General features: G+C 65.7%; 15 protein-coding genes and 1 pseudogene. 2 read left to right on the forward strand and 14 right to left on the reverse strand.

All coding sequences use genetic code 11. The features are described 5' to 3' along the window. Window positions 1-6: 6 nt before the first annotated feature. The 5 genes from rpsG to ACVWWN_RS35710 all read right to left on the reverse strand — a co-directional run bounded on the left by rpsG (window position 7) and on the right by ACVWWN_RS35710 (window position 2,966). Window positions 7-477 (reverse strand): 30S ribosomal protein S7, encoded by a 471-nt coding sequence (gene rpsG / locus ACVWWN_RS35690; RefSeq protein ID WP_313777384.1) that lies wholly within the window; start codon window positions 475-477, stop codon window positions 7-9. Further along, on the reverse strand, window positions 477-851 hold the full coding sequence (gene rpsL / locus ACVWWN_RS35695) for a 30S ribosomal protein S12 (protein WP_007167812.1): 375 nt from the start codon (window positions 849-851) through the stop codon (window positions 477-479). Before rpsL ends, rpsG begins: the two co-directional genes overlap by 1 nt. Window positions 852-1,142: 291 nt before the next feature. After that, a complete protein-coding gene (locus tag ACVWWN_RS35700) occupies window positions 1,143-1,754 on the reverse strand; it encodes a TetR/AcrR family transcriptional regulator (protein WP_457148062.1) in 612 nt (203 codons plus the stop codon). A gap of 80 nt (window positions 1,755-1,834) precedes the next feature. Continuing rightward, window positions 1,835-2,395 (reverse strand): DUF3558 domain-containing protein, encoded by a 561-nt coding sequence (locus tag ACVWWN_RS35705; RefSeq protein ID WP_457148063.1) that lies wholly within the window; start codon window positions 2,393-2,395, stop codon window positions 1,835-1,837. A 13-nt stretch (window positions 2,396-2,408) separates the two neighbouring features. Beyond that, the gene (locus tag ACVWWN_RS35710) at window positions 2,409-2,966 is read right to left on the reverse strand and encodes a DUF3558 domain-containing protein (protein ID WP_457148064.1); all 558 of its coding nucleotides are present in this window, start codon (window positions 2,964-2,966) and stop codon (window positions 2,409-2,411) included. 122 nt (window positions 2,967-3,088) lie between these two features. Between ACVWWN_RS35710 and ACVWWN_RS35715 the strand changes: the two are divergent. Further along, window positions 3,089-3,470 (forward strand): annotated as a pseudogene (locus ACVWWN_RS35715) (DUF3060 domain-containing protein). A gap of 27 nt (window positions 3,471-3,497) precedes the next feature. After that, window positions 3,498-3,905, forward strand: a complete 408-nt coding sequence (locus ACVWWN_RS35720; RefSeq protein ID WP_457148065.1) for a DUF3060 domain-containing protein — start codon at window positions 3,498-3,500, stop codon at window positions 3,903-3,905. 29 nt (window positions 3,906-3,934) lie between these two features. On the opposite strand, the gene ACVWWN_RS35725 is transcribed toward ACVWWN_RS35720, so the two are convergent. From ACVWWN_RS35725 to ACVWWN_RS35765, 9 genes are all read right to left on the reverse strand, one after another. Further along, window positions 3,935-4,699, reverse strand: a complete 765-nt coding sequence (locus ACVWWN_RS35725) for a crotonase/enoyl-CoA hydratase family protein (RefSeq protein WP_457148066.1) — start codon at window positions 4,697-4,699, stop codon at window positions 3,935-3,937. Continuing rightward, window positions 4,696-5,427 (reverse strand): PaaX family transcriptional regulator C-terminal domain-containing protein, encoded by a 732-nt coding sequence (locus ACVWWN_RS35730; RefSeq protein WP_457148067.1) that lies wholly within the window; start codon window positions 5,425-5,427, stop codon window positions 4,696-4,698. Before ACVWWN_RS35730 ends, ACVWWN_RS35725 begins: the two co-directional genes overlap by 4 nt. 2 nt (window positions 5,428-5,429) lie before the next feature. Then, complete coding sequence (locus tag ACVWWN_RS35735; RefSeq protein WP_457148068.1) at window positions 5,430-6,368, reverse strand: crotonase/enoyl-CoA hydratase family protein; 939 nt, start codon at window positions 6,366-6,368, stop codon at window positions 5,430-5,432. Window positions 6,369-6,399: 31 nt separating this feature from the next. After that, window positions 6,400-8,037 (reverse strand): acyl-CoA dehydrogenase family protein, encoded by a 1,638-nt coding sequence (locus tag ACVWWN_RS35740; protein WP_457148069.1) that lies wholly within the window; start codon window positions 8,035-8,037, stop codon window positions 6,400-6,402. A gap of 69 nt (window positions 8,038-8,106) precedes the next feature. Further along, entirely contained in the window at window positions 8,107-9,195 is a 1,089-nt protein-coding gene (locus tag ACVWWN_RS35745) for a phosphatase PAP2 family protein (RefSeq protein WP_457148070.1), read from the reverse strand. 76 nt (window positions 9,196-9,271) lie between these two features. Continuing rightward, window positions 9,272-10,576: an MFS transporter gene (locus ACVWWN_RS35750; protein ID WP_457148071.1), complete on the reverse strand. Its 1,305-nt coding sequence runs from the start codon at window positions 10,574-10,576 to the stop codon at window positions 9,272-9,274. Beyond that, window positions 10,573-11,013 (reverse strand): MarR family winged helix-turn-helix transcriptional regulator, encoded by a 441-nt coding sequence (locus ACVWWN_RS35755; RefSeq protein WP_457148072.1) that lies wholly within the window; start codon window positions 11,011-11,013, stop codon window positions 10,573-10,575. Before ACVWWN_RS35755 ends, ACVWWN_RS35750 begins: the two co-directional genes overlap by 4 nt. A gap of 79 nt (window positions 11,014-11,092) precedes the next feature. Beyond that, window positions 11,093-11,845 carry a deoxyribonuclease IV gene (locus ACVWWN_RS35760; protein ID WP_457148073.1) on the reverse strand — a complete coding sequence of 251 codons (753 nt, stop codon included), beginning with the start codon at window positions 11,843-11,845 and terminating at the stop codon, window positions 11,093-11,095. Between the two features lie 281 nt (window positions 11,846-12,126). Continuing rightward, window positions 12,127-16,077 (reverse strand): DNA-directed RNA polymerase subunit beta', encoded by a 3,951-nt coding sequence (locus ACVWWN_RS35765; protein ID WP_457148074.1) that lies wholly within the window; start codon window positions 16,075-16,077, stop codon window positions 12,127-12,129. Between the last annotated feature and the right edge of the window lie 47 nt (window positions 16,078-16,124).

Consider the following 16,124-nt stretch of genomic DNA (forward strand, 5'->3'; position numbering starts at 1 on the left):
CGAGTGTCACCAGCGGTAGTGCGCGAACGCGCGGTTTGCCTCGGCCATCTTGTGGGTGTCCTCACGCCGCTTGACGGCGGCACCCAGGCCGTTGCTGGCGTCCAGGATCTCATTGGCCAGACGCTCGATCATGGTCTTCTCGCGACGGGCCTTGGAAAAGCTGACCAGCCAGCGCAGAGCCAGCGTGGTGGAGCGCTCCGGACGCACCTCGACAGGCACCTGGTAGGTCGCGCCACCGACGCGGCGGCTGCGGACCTCGAGGGCCGGCTTGACGTTGTCGAGAGCACGCTTCAGGGTGACCACCGGATCCGTGCCGGTCTTGTCACGAGCCTGTTCGAGCGCACCATAAACAATGCGTTCGGCCAGCGATTTCTTCCCGTCCAGCAACACTTTGTTGACCAGCTGAGTGACCAACTGCGATCCGTACACCGGATCGTTGACCAACGGACGCTTGGGTGCGGGCCCCTTGCGCGGCATCAGCTCTTCTCCTTCTTGGCGCCGTATCGGCTCCTGGCCTGCTTGCGGTTCTTCACGCCCTGCGTGTCCAGCGAGCCGCGGATGATCTTGTAGCGCACACCCGGCAGGTCCTTCACACGCCCGCCGCGCACCAGCACCATCGAGTGCTCCTGAAGGTTGTGGCCTTCACCGGGGATGTAAGCGGTGACCTCAACCTGGCTCGTCAGCTTGACGCGCGCGACCTTGCGAAGCGCCGAGTTCGGCTTCTTCGGGGTGGTCGTGTACACGCGGGTGCACACTCCACGGCGCTGCGGGCTGCCCTTGAGGGCCGCGGTCTTCACCTTGGCGATCTTGTCGCGGCGACCCTTGCGGACCAGCTGCTGGATGGTTGGCATCTACCGGCTTCCTGTGTTGCTTGTACGTCTCTAGGTGGTTCGAAGTTCTTCTGTACTGCGGTTATCTACCGATCACTTACCCCGCGACCGGGTGTGTCGCATGCGCCCGCCGCGTAGATTTTCTCTAGGCTTCGTGGACACGCGAATTGGCCCGGCGTGCAGGCATGCTTACGGATTTTTCGTGGTTCAAGTCCGCAATGCGCCTTAATCTGCCAGGCACGATCGTCCACGATACCAGGGCGGGCCGCGCCGATCCAAACTCGTACTTTTACGTCTCTCTGCAGGTCAGCACTATCGTCTCTCCATGCCGGAGGCCAACCGCATCACCATATCGGTGAACACCGTATCGGTATCGATGCCGTTCATCGCCCCGGTCATCTCCAGCAACACGAAGCCGTGCATCGCCGACCAGAACTCCAGCGCGGCGTAAAAGGCGTCGTTGCCGTCCAGCCCATAGGAGGCCAGGACGGAGATCACGGGCGCCGCCGCGGCGCGGGTGGCTTCGGTGAACTCGGGATCGTCACCGCCCAGCGGCATCCGGGTGAACGCCGAATACCGGCCGGGATGGTGGTGGGCGTAGCTGCGGTAGGCGCCGGCCATCGCCGTGACCGCGTCGTCGCGGGTGCGCCCCTCCCCGACCGTGCTGAGCATCCCGATGATGTCGCCCACGACGCGCATCCGGACGGTGCGGCGCAGGTCTTCCAGGCTGTTGACGTGGTTGTACAGCGACGGCCCTTTGGTACCGAGTTGGATCGCCAGCGCATTGATGGTCAGCGCATCCCAGCCCTCGCGGTCCAGGAACGTCAGGGCGGCGTTGACTATCGACTCCCGGCTCAGCCGGGCCGGGCGCGCCGGACTGCGCGGACGGCTGCCTGCCGACTGCGCATGCGGTCGAGCTGCCATTTTCCGTCGTGTCCTTCGGATCATCGTTTCGACCCTGCGGTCGGCTCAACCAAAAACTGTAACCCGTTCTAGGGCGATAGTCAGTTCACCCGTTCCTGACTGATCTCGGCGAGCTGTTCGGTGATCGTGCACAGATCGGGCAGCCTGCCGGGGTTCATGGTCTGGATCGACCAGGTGATGACGTCACTGCCCTTGGCCACGTAGATGCTGCACGCGTTGGCGTCAAAGGCCTTGAAACCCTTGTTGCCGTCGATTGCGAGCTCCGTGAGGGTGCGTCCGGCGTGTTGCTCCAGCGAGCGTTCGGTGTCCATGTCGCTGCCGCGGTACCACCACGTCGAGATGCCCATGCCCTGACCGAAGTTGCCGAGCACGGTGTTCTCCTGCCAGAAGCATCCCGCATCGCTGACCACCACCTGGCTGAACATCGACGATGCGGTCGCCCGGTTGATATCGGCGTCGCTGACCCCGTTGCAGTCGGCGCTGCGGAAGCCGGCGCCCGTCGACGCCGCCGGTGATCCCGGTGCTGTGGGTGCGTTCGGTCCAGTCGAGGTGGTCGATGTGTCCGACGGTCCGCAGCCGGCCAGCAGGACGGCGCCCACGGCCAGGGCGGCGCAGCACCGCGAAAACAACAGTCGAGTCATTCGGGCGGCCACGTCACATATCCGACTGCAGCGTGGCGGAAAGCAGCTTCTCGGCGTCAGTGCAGGGATCGCCGTCGTGCCGATTCCGGAACTGCACCCACCAACTCAGCACACCGGTGCCCGCGGCGGCTGTCGCCGAGCACGAGACTCCCGTGGTGTCCCGGCGAGCCAGAAATGCCTGGTGACGTTCGACGATCTTCTCGGTGATCGTGGCACCGCGCTCTATCGCAAGTACGCGTTCGCGGTCGAGGTCGCCGGTCTCGAACCAGGAGAACGTGACATCGATCAGCATCGCCGGGGCGGTTCCGTTGGTCGCCGAACCGCGCGAGAGCACGTACTGACAGACCGCACCGCTGTAGGGGCGCACGATGTGGTCCGCGCCGATCTCTTCCTGTACGGAACTGTCGACCAGCAGTCCACAGCGATCCTCGGCATATCCGTAGCTGCGGGTGGGGTCGGGCACGACAAGCTCGGCCCGTCGCGCGGTCCCGCTGACGGAATGAGAGCACCCTGCAACGGTCACTGCCGCTGTGACCGCCAGGACAGCAACCGGTTTGACCGGCCATCGCATCGTGCCAACACGCTACCCAGCGACGTCACCGAAGGCGACTCGTGCGAAACCACTGCCACGCGGGACGCTTCGCCACGTACCCTCTACGTTCATCGGGGCCGGTGCGGCGGCGAAGGGCAGCAATGGTGATTTCGACAGCAGTGGGCCGGTCACTGGCCGCATGTGCGATCACCTTTGCCGTCGCTGTCGGTGTCGGGGTGCCCCGCGGGCCAGGCGAAGAACGGTGACACCCACATCACCGGGCAGGGCATCAACCAGACGATCGATTGCAACGAGTCGACGCTGTTGGTGATGGGGACCGGTAACCAGATCTACGCGCTGGGTTCGTGCTGGGCGGTGACGGTGCAGGGGTCGTCGAACATCATCGTCGCCGACAACGTGGTGGACAACATCATCGTGTACGGAAACGACCAGACGGTGTTCTACAAGACCGGCGAACCGTCGGTGTGGGACCGCGGCCGCGAGTTGGGCATGACCAACCGCATCGATCGCGTACCCGCCTGACAGTTCTTGTCGAGGAAGCGAGGAATCATGGGCGTCTACCGCCTTCGGCTGGTTGGTGGAATGTGTGCTCTGGCGGTCTTCGGGCTGGCGGGCTGCGGCTCGGAGAGCAGTGACACCAAAACCCCGACCGCGACGGCAGGCAGCTCGGGTGCGCAGGTCGAGATCTCGAACACGATCAACTACGGGTCGTTCGGAACCACGGCCGAGATCGATTGTGCCGACGGGAAGTCGCTCAACGTGGGCGGCTCCAACAACACCTTGACCGTCAAGGGCACCTGCGCCAACGTGAACATCGGCGGTGCAGACAACAAGATCACCTTCGACAAGATCGACAAGGGATTATCGGTGGTCGGGCTGAACAACACCGTGACCTACAAGGACGGTGACCCGGAGCTGAACGACCTCGGGTCGGGTAACAAGGTCTCGAAGGGCTGAGCTGTTCGAAGGGCTGACATGTTCGCAGGCTAGGCGTGGGCGCCGTGGCGGCCCGCTCCGGCGGCGAAACGCTCTGCGCCGGCCAGTGATTCGGCCGCGACGCGAGACATGCTCCCGAATTCGAAGTCCATGGCCTCGGCCTCGGATTTGCCCCATTGGTTGAACATCGACAGCCGGTCGGCGCGCATGCACTGCTGCGGCAGTTCGGCGAGTTCCGCCGCCAGCTCCTCGGCCCGTTGGCGCGCTTCACCTTTGGGGACGATGCGATTGGCCAGCCCCATTGCGAAGGCCTCGTCGGCGTCGACGCCGCGACCGGTGAGAATGAGGTCCATCGCCCGGCTGTGCCCGATCAACCGCGGCAGCCGCACCGTGCCGCCGTCGATCAGGGGCACGCCCCAGCGGCGACAGAAGACACCCATGATCGCGTCCTTCTCCACCACCCGCAGGTCGCACCACAGTGCCAGTTCCAGACCACCCGCCACGGCATAACCGGCGACCGCGGCGATCACCGGCTTGGACAACACCATCCGGCTCGGACCCATCGGGCCGGGCCCGGTGCGGTGCACAGCATTGGCGTCGGCAGTACCGAATGCCTTGAGATCGGCTCCGGCGCAGAAGGTCCCGTTGTCGCCCCAAAGGACCGCGACTGCCGCTGAGTCGTCCTTGTCGAACTCGTCGAACGCGGCATAGAGTTCGGCGGCGGCCGGACCGTTGACCGCGTTGCGCGCACCGGGCCGGTTCATGATCACCGTCGTCACGGACCCCGCGCGCTCGACGCGTACTCCACCGCTCATGTCGCCTCCATCATTTTCACTCCGTCGCGCCGCGCGAGAAGTTCGGCGGCGAAGTTCTGGTAGGCCTCGCGCAGCGTATCGCCGGGCCAATCGTCGGGCAGAAGTTCGTCGGGTAGCACCGGATCGGTGAGCAGATGGCGGATCACCGCCGCCGCGATGACGAATCGACCTGGCATGTCGGCGGCGGCGGAGAGGTCCTCGTGAAGTTCGCGGCCGACCCGAGCCCAGTGCTCGAGATCCCACAGCAGGTGCGCGAGGCCGGCGGGATCATCGTCGCGGGCGTACAGCACGCGGGTCCGGTTCAGCACGTCGGCGCTGAGTCCGGCGTCGATGTTGTCCGGCCGCAGCCAAACCCCCTCGCGCAGTTCGCCGAAACGCGCGCGCTGCAGCGTGGCGCGAAGGTCGGCACGGGTGCGGGGGTCGACTCCCACGCTGGTGATCACCACGGTGACCCACGCGCCATGCCACGGATGCAACCGAGGATCGATCGCGTCGTCCTGGCGGCGCTGCCTGACCAGCAGGCGATCCGAGAGTCGATATCCGTCCGCCGACCGTACCAGATCCCCCGCGCCCACCATGCGGGTCAGGGCGACCCGCATGGTGGACTCGCGGATACCGAAATCACTTGTCAGTCGGACCAGTTCACCCGCAGAAGCCCAGGCCGGATGGGTGCCGAGAAGTACACTCAGCACGACCGACCTGGCCGTCATCCTCGGGTACGACGGCATGCCTAGACCCCGGACGCCTTCCGGCCATGATCGCCGAACGGCTCGTCACGGTGGCGGACGGCTTCCCGGAAGCCGTTCTCGCGGGCGTCCGCGACGAACGCGTGGCCTTCCGGGGTGTGGCGGGCGATACCGTCGAACACGGTGCTGACCATTCTGCTGGTCGCGACACCCTGTTGCAGCAGCGGGCCGTTCATCGCGAGCTTGACCATGATCAGCTGGTTGACCGGAACGGCGGCGATGCGTTCCACCAAGCGCTCCGTTCGGTCGTCGAGGTCGTCCGGATCCGGCGCCTCGACCGCAAGCCCCCATTCCGCCGCCTGCGCACCCGTGATGCAATCCCCGGTCAGCAGAAGACGTTTCGCGCGCTGGTCACCGAGTCGGTGTGCCCACATGCCCGCGGCAGGCACCCCCCACACCCGGGTCGGCGGATAGCCGATCTTGGCGTCGGCCGCGGCGATCACCTGATCGGCGTGCAGCGCGATGTCGGTGCCACCCGCCACGCAGTAGCCGTGGATCTTGACCACTGTGGGCTTGTCGGCGTGAAGCAGGCTGGAGAAGCCGCGGACGAACCGGCTCATCATCTGGTAGTCGATCATCGGGTCCCACGGCCGATCCGGCAAGTGGTTGATCGCCTGGGTCTTTCCCGACAGCACGGTGTCCTGATAAGGGCTGCCACCGCCCGCGGACGACGCTCCCTCCGCGTACGCGCTGAGATCGAAGCCGGCGCAGAAACCTGCACCGCGACCCGAGACCAGGATGACGTGCACGTCGGGGTTTAGATCCGCAATTTCGACGAGTGCCGACAGTTCCAGCGGTGTGTCCGCCAGGATCGCGTTGCCCTTTTCGGGGCGGTTGAACGTGATTCGGGCAACGCGGCCGGTGACCTCGTAGGTCATCGTTTTGAGGTTGTCGAAATCGACCGGTCTGATCGCGTGGGTCATGCGCGATCCCGCTTCGCTTCTCGCTCGCAAGTCATCCCTTGACCATCGCCCGTTCGAGGATCGGCGCGAGATCCAATCCGGTGGGCAGAGTCCCGAAAGCACCGCCCCACTGACCCCCCATCCGGCTGGCCAGGAACGCCTCCGCGACGGCAGGATGGCCGTGGCGAACCATCAGCGATCCCTGCAGCGCAAGGCTGATGTCCTCGGCGACCTTGCGCGCCCGGTATTGAATGGTCGCCAGGTCGGCTTCGGGACCGAGAACCGGCTTGAGGGCGTCGACATGGGCGTCGAGACGCGGGTCCTGGCCCGTGGACTTGCTCAACTCGTCGAACAGCACGTCGACGCATTCGGGCCGAGTTGCGATGGCGCGCAACGTATCCAGCGCGCTGACATTGCCCGAGCCTTCCCAGATGCCCATCAGCGGCGCCTCACGGTACAGCCGTGGCATGCCGGATTCCTCGACGTAGCCGTTGCCGCCCAGGCATTCCATCGCTTCGGCAGCATGTGGGGTGGCGCGCTTGCATACCCAGTACTTGCTGGCGGCCAGTCCGACCCGGCGTAGTAGCGTCTCGCGTTCGTCGCCGCGGACGGCACTGTCGGTGGCGCCTGCCATGCGCATCGCGACCATCGTGGCGGCCTCGGCCTCGACGGCGAGGTCGGCGAGCACGTTGCGCATCAACGGCTGGTCGATCAGATAAGCGCCGAACGCCTTTCGGTGCTGCGCGTGGTGAATCGCGCGCGTCAGGCCGCTGCGCATGCTCGTCGCGCTGCCCAGCGTGCAGTCGAGGCGGGTGAGGTTGACCATCTCGATGATGGTCGGCACACCGCGGCCCTCCTCACCGACGAGCCAGGCGATCGCGCCGTCGTACTCGACCTCGCTGGAAGCGTTGGCGTGGTTGCCGAGCTTGTCCTTGAGCCGCTGCAGGAACATCCGGTTCCGGCTGCCGTCGGGCAGGACGCGGGGCAACATGAAGCAACTCAGCCCGCCGGGCGCCTGGGCCAGCACCAGGAAGATGTCGCACATCGGTGCCGACGTGAACCACTTGTGACCGGTGATGCTGTAGCTGCCGAACCCGTTGGGGGTGGCCTGGGTAGTGCCCACCCGGACGTCGGAGCCGCCCTGCTTCTCGGTCATCGACATGCCCGCGGTGATGCCGGCCTTGGTGGCTGGGATCTTGAGCTCGGGATCGTATTCGCGGCTGGCGAGCAGCGGCTCGTACATCTTGGCGAGCTCCGGGTTGTTGCGCAGGGCCGGGACGACGGCGTACGTCATCGAGATCGGACAGATGTGTCCGGGCTCGGGCGTCCACACCGAGGTTTTCGCGGCTCGCACGACATGTGCGCCGCGCCTGTCATCGGCCCACGGTGCGCCATGCAGCCCGTGACCGACGGCGACCGTCATCAGCTCGTGATAGGCGGGGTCGTACTCGACCACGTCGATGCGGTTTCCGAGGCGGTCGTGGGTGTGCAGGACGGGGCGGTTGCGGTCAGCCAGCTCACCCCAGCGCTGAGCCTGTGCGCCAGCGGAAAGCGCGCCGAGCTCGGTGACCTCGTCGAGCCCCCATTCACCGCCTTCGCGGATCAGCGCCTCGGTCAATACCGGCGACGAGGCCGGGTTGTAGCCCTCCAGCGGCGGGACCTGATTGGTGACGGTGTGAGTGTCTGGCATATCGCCATATTACAGTTGTCCGACAGTCGCACAACTGATGTAACAGCCTTGTGATCGAAGGACACCGCGTCAGGGAATCGAGTCGGCGGGGACGGGTTCGTCGGCCTTCGCGCGCGGCCGCAGCGACCCGAATCTGCTCATCGCGATGACGACGACACCGGCCAGGGCCCACCCGAGCAGGATGTCGACGACGTAGTGCTCGGCCGTATAGACCAGCGTGAACGCCATCACGAGGACGTACGCCACCAGCAGGGGCCGCCACCTGCGCTTGACCCGGCACCACAGAAACGCGGCGATCGCCGCGGTCAGTCCGGCGTGCAGCGACGGGATCGCGGCGACCAGATTCACGCTGGCCTGGCCCTGATCGATCAGCGCACTGGCGGAGTGAAGGTTCAGCTTGCCCCATCCGCGCCCGACGATCCGCTCGATCCACGGGTGGGCGCCGTGCTGCCAGTTGCTCATCGCGCCGAGAAGCCCTCCGCCCGGCACACCGCGGGCGGAACCGAACATGCAAGCAGGCCCGTCCGGTCCCCCGGCGACCTTGGCCGCGGTGCACCGCGCGGCGGCCCAGGGCGGTGCCGCAGGTAGCACCGCATAGATGGCCAGGGCCGCGAAAGACAGCACGACGAACAGCCTGACGAAGGCCTTCCATTCGTCGCGGTCGCGCAGCCACAGCACGGCCGCCACCACGTAGGGCAGGATGAAAAACGACATGTAGACCGAGCTGATGACGATCTCCCACCACGGCGGCATCGGCTGTTTGAGGCGCTCCTGCAGCCACACCGTGGGCACCGTTCCGAAGAACAGCCATCGATCGGCGTCGACCTGCCATTGCCACAATGTCGGACGTCCGAGCAGTGTGGCCGCTCCCCTGCTCAGGTCGTAGCCGACGAGAACAACGGCGAACGGGAGCCAGTCTCGGACCACGTAGAGCACGCGGCGGCCCTGCCCGATGCTCGCGGCGATCAGGCCGCTGCAGATGTACAGCAGAAGGAGTTCGCGGTTGAATGCGAAGCCCGTGGTGATGGTGCGGTACACCACGACGCACGCCCAGATCGCGATCGCGACTCGCCGCATGATGGTCAGCGTGCGAAGACGGGTGGGCTTCGTGCCTTCGGCATGCGCTACCGCAATTGACGAATCGTCAACTGCGGTCACTCGAACGAGCGTAGTTCACCGCAGCATAACGGCGAGTTGGGCAACCGTTCGGTTATACAACCGTCACTCAGCCGGGTCACCCGCGGTGTGCCGACCCGGAGGTTTCCGGAAAATCCGCGGGATCAATCGATGCCTCGCCTGGTGCCACAACGTCGGTGCGGAGAGCCTGCGTGATGCCGGTGTGGCGCCGGGCATAGCCGTAGGTAACCAGTGCGGCGAGGGCCGTGGAGGCACCGGCGATCACAAACGTCAACCGCGCGCCGACGTGTTCGGCCAGCCATCCGATGATCGGTGCACCGATGGGGGTGGTTCCTCCCATGGCGACCACAAGCAGGGCAAGGACACGACCGCGCATCTCAGGGGCCGCCGTCAACTGCAGCCACGTGCTCGTGAGCGACTTGTATACGACGCTGCACGCACCGAGGACGAAGACGGCACCGACCGCCAACGTCACGTTCGGCGAAAGACCTGTGACGATGAACAGCGCACCCAGCACGACCGCGGATCCGATGATCCGCCCGACCGACGCTTTGAGCACGCCGGCAAGTGCGAGCCCACCGATGACCGAACCCGCCCCCAACGCGCCGAGCAGCATGCCGACCGTCCGCGCATCCCCGTTGAACGTCTCGCGTCCCAGCAGCGCCAGCAGCACCTGGAAGTTGAGTGCCACCATGCCGGCACACCCCAGCAGGACGAGTGGACCGAGAAGCGCAGGATTCGCCCGGACATACGCCAGGCCTGCCCGCAGCTGACCCGGGCTGCGAACCAGCGGTGTCGGCGCGGCCAGCTCGCCGGTCCGCATCATGAGAAGTCCGACGATCACCGTCACGAACGACGCGGCGTTGATGAAGAACGTGGGCGCAAGGCCGACGGCGTCGATGAGAAAACCACCGATCGCGGGCCCGATGACTCGGCCGGAATTCTGGACGACGCTGTTGAGCATGACCGCGTTCGTCAGGTGCGTGGAGTCGACCATGTCGCTCGGGAACGACTGGCGCGCGGGTTTGTCGAACGCGTCGACGAACCCGCCGACCAGCGCCAAACACATCACCACATAGATATTGGTGTTACCGGCCAGGGTCAGGACACCGAGCAGCGCCGCCGGCACCATTGCGGCAGCGGCCGTCCAGGTCATGATCGTTCGCTTGTTGAATCGGTCGGCCAGCACTCCTCCCCATGGCGCGAGCAGAAGCGTCGGTAGTTGTTGCAGCGCCAAAGTTGTGCCCAGCCAGGCTCCGGAATTCGTCAGCTCAAGGACCAACCAGGCCTGCGCGAGCTTTTGCATCCACGTGCCGGACCACGAGATCGACTGGCCGATGAAGTACAGCCGATAATTCCGGATCCGAAGCGATGCGAACGTCGCCGCGAAATACCGCTTCACGCTTTGACTTCCAGCAGTTTCTCGATCGCAGGCAGGGCGGCGAACAGCGCATCGCGGTCGGCGGCGTCGAGCGCCTCGAGCTGACGCATGAGATATGTATGTTGACGCGCCGCTGCGGCCTGCAATGCGCCGGTCGCGTGGTCGGTGAGTGCGACGAGGAAACTACGACCGTCCTCCGGGTCAGCCCAGCGTGTGAGGTAGCCGGCCGCCTCGAGCTTCGACACCACGCGTGTCATCGTCGATTTACCGACCTGCTCCAGGCGAGCGAGCTCCCCCACCCGGAGTGGGCCGTGCCTCTCCAACGTCTTCAGCGCCGACATCTGCGACGGAGTCAGCTCGAGCTGCGAACGCTTTCGGAGTCGGCGCGACAGCCGATGGACGGACTGCGTGAGTGCGACGGCGGCGGACTCCTCCACCCGAGAGGATGCGTGGTTCATCGCGGCTTCACCCCCGTCGATATTAGTACGCTATGCGTACTATATCAGGCCGCGCGGAGCCCCGGCGATCTCGCGACCGTCATCCGACGTGCTCGCGCAGGAAGGCGATGTCGTCCTTGCGCCCTTCGTCGGCGGTCTCGCAGATCACCGGCGCATCGGCGGCCTTCACCACGGCCGCGAGGAGCTGAGGGTCGATCTGCCCCGTGCCGAAGTTGGCGTGGCGGTCGGCACCCGAACCGGCGGCGTCGCGCGAGTCGTTGCAGTGCACCAGGTCGATGCGGCCGGTGATGGATTTGATGCGGTCGACGGCGTCGATCAGTGCTTCACCGGCGGCCCAGGCGTGGCAGGTGTCCAGGCAGAAGCCGATGCCCTTGTCGCCGATGTAGTCCCACAGGCGCGCGATGACGTCGAAGTGGCGGGCCATCGCGTGGTCACCGCCTGCGGTGTTCTCCAGATAGACCGGCACGTCGGTCTTCAGGTAGTCGAGCGCCTTCACCCAGCGCTCGTAGCCGGCCTCCATGTCGTTGTCGTCGGCGTGGCCGCCGTGCACGATGACGGCGGTGGCGTTGATCTCCGATGCCGCGTCGCAGGTGTCCTGCAGGATCTTGCGCGACGGGATGCGCACCCGGTTGTTCGCCGAGGCGACGTTGATCAGATACGGCGCGTGCACGTACAGAGGCGTGCTCGATGCCTTCAGCACCTCCGCGTCCTCGCGGGGTTTGGGCTTCTTCCAACTCTGCGGGTTGCCGAGGAAGAACTGCACCACGTCGGCACCGTCGGCCTCGGCAGCGGCCAGGGGGTCGTCTTGATTGACGTGCGAACCGATGAGCACGCGGCCAGTCTAGTGACGCGAGCCGACATGCCCTATGGCGCGTCGTGAGCAGCGGGCATGGATCGCGGGCCGACGGACCCGGTGGCGTAGCCAATCGTCGCGTCGCTGTTCTCGACGGACAACAAGCGTGATCGCCACGCTGAGCATGATGACAACAACCGGGGGATGACCACCGCCGCCACGGCATCCATGAAGAGTGGCTACGCCGCAGCGAACATGCGGCACAGAAGTCAAAGAAAAAGCCCCCGCACATGGCGGGGGCTTTCTCTTAGAACCGATGACTACCGGTAGTCGGAGTAGCCGTAGTCGTCCAGCGGAACCGCGGCTCCGGTGGCCTGGCCGAAGTCCGGGCTGTAGTACTGATCCTCGTACGACGGGATCGTGTACGCCGCGGCCCGTGCCTCTTCGGTCGGCTGCACCTGGATGTTGCGGTACCGGTTGATACCGGTACCGGCCGGGATCAGCTTGCCGATGATCACGTTCTCCTTCAGACCCTGCAGCTTGTCGCTGCGGCAGTTGATCGCCGCATCGGTCAGCACGCGGGTGGTCTCCTGGAACGACGCCGCCGACAGCCACGAGTCGGTGGCCAGCGACGCCTTCGTGATACCCATCAGCACCGGGCGGCCGGCCGCGGGCTCAGCACCCTCGGCCACCACCCGACGGTTCTCGGACTCGAACTCGCCGCGTTCGGTCAGCGAGCCGGGCAGGAACTCCGTCGCACCCGAATCGATGATCGTGACGCGACGCAGCATCTGCCGGACGATGACCTCGATGTGCTTGTCGTGGATCGACACGCCCTGAGCGCGGTAGACCTCCTGGACCTCCTTGACGAGGTGGATCTGCACCTCGCGGGGGCCCTGGACACGTAGCACCTCGTGCGGGTCGGCCGAGCCTTCCATCAGCTGCTGGCCCACCTCGACGTGGTCACCATCGGTGAGCAGACGCTCCGTGCCGTCGTCGTGCTTGAACACCTTCAGACGCTGACGGCGGGAGAGCTTGTCGTAGACGACTTCCTCGCCACCATCGTCGGGAACGATGGTGATCTTGTAGAAGCGCTCACCCTCCTCCAGCTGGATGCGCCCGGTGACGTCGGCGATGGGCGCCTTGTTCCGTGGCACGCGGGCCTCGAACAGCTCCTGCACGCGCGGCAGACCGCCGGTGATGTCCTCACCCACGCCGCCCTGGTGGAACGTACGCATGGTCAGCTGTGTGCCGGGCTCACCGATCGACTGCGCGGCCACGATGCCGACCGCCTCGCCGATGTCGACAAGCTTGCCCGTCGCCATCGAACGGCCGTAACACATCGCACAGACGCCGGTGCCGGTGGTGCAGGTCAGCACGGAGCGGACCTTCACCTCGGTGATACCCGCGGCCAGCAGTGCGTCGATCGCCGGGTCGCCCAGGTCGTGACCGCGCTCGACGACCACGTTGCCCGTGGCATCCACCGCGTCCTGAGCCAGGGTCCGCGCGTAGGCCGAGGTCTCGATGTGCTGATCGCGCACCAGCGACTTGTCGGCTTGCAGCTCGGCCAGCGTGACGTTGATGCCGCGCTCGGTCTCACAGTCGGTCTCGCGCACGATGACGTCTTGCGACACGTCCACCAGACGACGAGTCAGGTAACCCGAGTCAGCGGTACGAAGAGCGGTGTCCGCCAGACCCTTTCGGGCGCCGTGCGTGTTGATGAAGTACTCCAGCACCGTCAGGCCCTCACGGAACGAGGACTTGATCGGACGCGGGATGAACTCACCCTTCGGGTTGGTCACCAGACCCTTCATGCCGGCCAGCGTGCGCGTCTGGGTGAAGTTACCCGTGGCGCCCGAGTCGACGATCGTGATGATCGGGTTGTCCTTGGGGTAGTGCCTCCGCAGCGCCTCGCCGACCTCCTCCGTCGCGTCCTGCCAGATCTTCACCAGCGCCTCGTTGCGCTCGTCGTGGTTGAGCGCACCGCGCTGGTACTTCTTCTCGATGCCATCGGCTTCGGCCTCATACCGCTCGAGGATCTCGCCCTTCTCCGGCGGCACCAGCACGTCGGCCATCGACACGGTGACACCCGAACGGGTGGCCCAGTAGAAGCCGGCGTCCTTCAGCTTGTCCACGGTCTGCGCGACCACGATCATCGGGTAGCGCTCGGCCAGATCGTTGACGATCCGGGCCTGGATCTTCTTGTGCATCTGCTCGTTGACGAACGGATATCCAAGCGGGAGCAGCTCGTTGAACATCACCCGGCCGAGTGTGGTGTTGGCCGTCCAGGCATCGCCCGGCTTCCAACCCGCATCGCCGAACAGATCGGCCTCGACGTCGGCGGGCGGACGCAGCTGCGTCAGCCGCACCCGGATGTTGGCGCGCACCGAGAGCGCACCGCGATCCATCGCCATGATCGCCTCGGCAGGCGAGCTGTACACGCCCGACTCCGGCTGGTCCTTGGCGGCCGACGTGTATTCGCCGGTGTCGCCCTCGATCAGGGTGGTCAGGAAGAACAACCCGGTCACCATGTCCAGACGCGGCATGGCCAGCGGGCGGCCCGACGCAGGCGACAGGATGTTGTTCGACGACAGCATCAGGATGCGCGCCTCGGCCTGCGCCTCCGCACTCAGCGGAAGGTGCACGGCCATCTGGTCGCCGTCGAAGTCCGCGTTGAACGCCTCACACACCAGCGGGTGCAGCTGAATGGCCTTGCCCTCCACCAGCTGCGGCTCGAAGGCCTGGATGCCCAGGCGGTGCAGCGTCGGTGCGCGGTTCAGCAGCACCGGGTGCTCGGCGATGACCTCTTCGAGGACGTCCCATACCTGCGGACGCTGACGCTCGACCATGCGCTTGGCGCTCTTGATGTTCTGCGCGTGGTTCAGGTCGACCAGACGCTTCATCACGAACGGCTTGAACAGCTCGAGAGCCATCAACTTCGGTAGACCGCACTGGTGCAGCTTGAGCTGCGGACCGACCACGATGACCGAACGGCCCGAGTAGTCGACGCGCTTGCCGAGCAGGTTCTGACGGAACCGGCCCTGCTTGCCCTTGAGCAGATCGGACAGCGACTTCAGCGGACGGTTGCCGGGCCCGGTGACGGGCCGGCCGCGACGGCCGTTGTCGAACAGCGCGTCCACCGACTCCTGCAGCATCCGCTTCTCGTTGTTGACGATGATCTCGGGTGCGCCGAGGTCGATCAGCCTCTTGAGCCGGTTGTTGCGGTTGATCACGCGGCGGTACAGATCGTTGAGATCCGACGTCGCGAAGCGGCCACCGTCGAGCTGCACCATCGGGCGCAGCTCCGGCGGGATCACCGGAACCGCGTCGAGCACCATGCCCATCGGCGAATTGCTGTTGGACTGGAAGGCCGCGACGACCTTGAGCCGCTTGAGAGCACGAAGCTTCTTCTGGCCCTTGCCGTTACGGATGACGTCGCGCAGCGACTCGGCCTCGGCGTCGATGTCGAAGTTCTCGATGAGCTTCTTGATCGACTCGGCGCCCATGGCGCCCTGGAAGTACTCGCCGTAGCGGTCGACGATCTCGCGGTAGAGGACCTCGTCGACGATCAGCTGCTTGGGTGCCAGCTTGGTGAAGGTGGTCCAGATCTCTTCGAGCCGGTCCAGCTCACGCTGGGCACGGTCACGCAGCTGACGCATCTCGCGCTCGCCGCCGTCGCGCACCTTGCGCTTGACGTCGGACTTGGCGCCCTCGTCCTCGAGCTCCTTCATGTCGGCCTCGAGCTTCTGCGCCCGAGCCTCCAGGTCGGCGTCACGCTGATCCTCGAGCGCCTTGCGCTCGACGGCCATCTCGGCTTCCAGCGTCGACAGCTCGTTGTGGCGCATCTCGTCGTCCACGGAGGTGATGACGTAGGCCGCGAAGTAGATGATCTTCTCGAGATCCTTCGGCGCCAGGTCCAGCAGGTAACCGAGGCGGCTCGGCACGCCCTTGAAGTACCAGATGTGCGTGACGGGCGCGGCCAGCTCGATGTGGCCCATCCGCTCACGGCGCACCTTGGCGCGCGTCACCTCGACGCCGCAGCGCTCGCAGATGATGCCCTTGAAGCGGACGCGCTTGTACTTGCCGCAGTAGCACTCCCAGTCGCGAGTCGGTCCGAAGATCTTCTCGCAGAACAGGCCGTCCTTCTCCGGCTTCAGCGTGCGGTAGTTGATGGTCTCCGGCTTTTTGACCTCGCCGAAGGACCAATTGCGGATGTCATCCGCGGTGGCAAGGCCGATGCGGAGTTCATCGAAGAAGTTGACGTCTAGCACGTAACTCCCTTTCCCCTCTCGGGATTAGAAAAACAAACAACTACGGA

The organism is Mycobacterium sp. URHB0021 (genome assembly GCF_054057895.1).

What these genes read in the sequence shown, in the direction of transcription:
- ACVWWN_RS35725 (WP_457148066.1), bottom strand. Translation starts at nt 4,699, where the DNA reads ATGAGCGGTGGAGTACGCGTCGAGCGCGCGGGGTCCGTGACGACGGTG.
- rpsG (WP_313777384.1), bottom strand. Translation starts at nt 477, where the DNA reads ATGCCGCGCAAGGGGCCCGCACCCAAGCGTCCGTTGGTCAACGATCCG.
- ACVWWN_RS35720 (WP_457148065.1), top strand. Translation starts at nt 3,498, where the DNA reads ATGGGCGTCTACCGCCTTCGGCTGGTTGGTGGAATGTGTGCTCTGGCG.
- ACVWWN_RS35705 (WP_457148063.1), bottom strand. Translation starts at nt 2,395, where the DNA reads ATGACTCGACTGTTGTTTTCGCGGTGCTGCGCCGCCCTGGCCGTGGGC.
- ACVWWN_RS35755 (WP_457148072.1), bottom strand. Translation starts at nt 11,013, where the DNA reads ATGAACCACGCATCCTCTCGGGTGGAGGAGTCCGCCGCCGTCGCACTC.
- ACVWWN_RS35710 (WP_457148064.1), bottom strand. Translation starts at nt 2,966, where the DNA reads ATGCGATGGCCGGTCAAACCGGTTGCTGTCCTGGCGGTCACAGCGGCA.
- ACVWWN_RS35730 (WP_457148067.1), bottom strand. Translation starts at nt 5,427, where the DNA reads ATGCCGTCGTACCCGAGGATGACGGCCAGGTCGGTCGTGCTGAGTGTA.
- ACVWWN_RS35735 (WP_457148068.1), bottom strand. Translation starts at nt 6,368, where the DNA reads ATGACCCACGCGATCAGACCGGTCGATTTCGACAACCTCAAAACGATG.
- rpsL (WP_007167812.1), bottom strand. Translation starts at nt 851, where the DNA reads ATGCCAACCATCCAGCAGCTGGTCCGCAAGGGTCGCCGCGACAAGATC.
- ACVWWN_RS35700 (WP_457148062.1), bottom strand. Translation starts at nt 1,754, where the DNA reads ATGGCAGCTCGACCGCATGCGCAGTCGGCAGGCAGCCGTCCGCGCAGT.
- ACVWWN_RS35740 (WP_457148069.1), bottom strand. Translation starts at nt 8,037, where the DNA reads ATGCCAGACACTCACACCGTCACCAATCAGGTCCCGCCGCTGGAGGGC.